Annotated in this window: 2 protein-coding genes; both read right to left on the minus strand. The window is 55.9% G+C overall.

Going from position 1 to position 567, the window contains the following annotated elements:
- Window positions 1-298: DUF6809 family protein (locus tag B5F19_RS16940; RefSeq protein ID WP_140394286.1), on the minus strand; the 298-nt coding region annotated here is incomplete at its 3' end.
- Window positions 299-371: 73 nt separating this feature from the next.
- On the minus strand, window positions 372-567 hold a 196-nt coding region (locus B5F19_RS17815; protein ID WP_204248367.1), incomplete at its 5' end, for a hypothetical protein.

Consider the following 567-nt stretch of genomic DNA (forward strand, 5'->3'; position numbering starts at 1 on the left):
GCCCTTCTGGGAGGGCGGACAGACTGCCGTCGTCCTCGTCCAGGGATTCAATGGCCAGGCGCATCCCCAACCGGAACCCCAGGATGAAGTTCTCCAGGGCCAGGGTGCTTCCGATCTCATTCTCTGCGTTGAGGAGCCGCAGGAGCATGTTTTTCTCCTCTCCCTCCAGCAGGGAGGTGAGCTTCTCTTCGTATTTCTCCGCCTGGTCCATGGCCTGCTGCAGCGGAGAGTCCGGGGTAATCTGCTGTTCGTTTGGGGTGAGGTTTCCGTAGAACAGCTCTTCCAGTGTTTTGCGCATATGTGTCGCCTCCTTTGCAACGACACACGATACCACAGAAATGAGAAATAGCCAGGGCTGTGGCGCAGAGTTATCAAACTGTTATCATTTTGCTGCCACTATTTCCGCCGTATTCATTGTTTACGGCATCGCAATTCCCGCCAGCCAGCAGACCCTTTCTGGGGGCTGCGGACAAAAAGCTGGACCAAAACAGATCATAGAAGAAAAGATCAAGCAGCCAGGCCCAGGCAGCGTCTGAAGTCCAACGGGCTGCGCCAGCCAAGGGACTG

The sequence above is a fragment of the Pseudoflavonifractor sp. An184 genome (assembly GCF_002160305.1).
Taxonomy (GTDB): Bacteria; Bacillota; Clostridia; order Oscillospirales; family Oscillospiraceae; genus Lawsonibacter; species Lawsonibacter pullicola.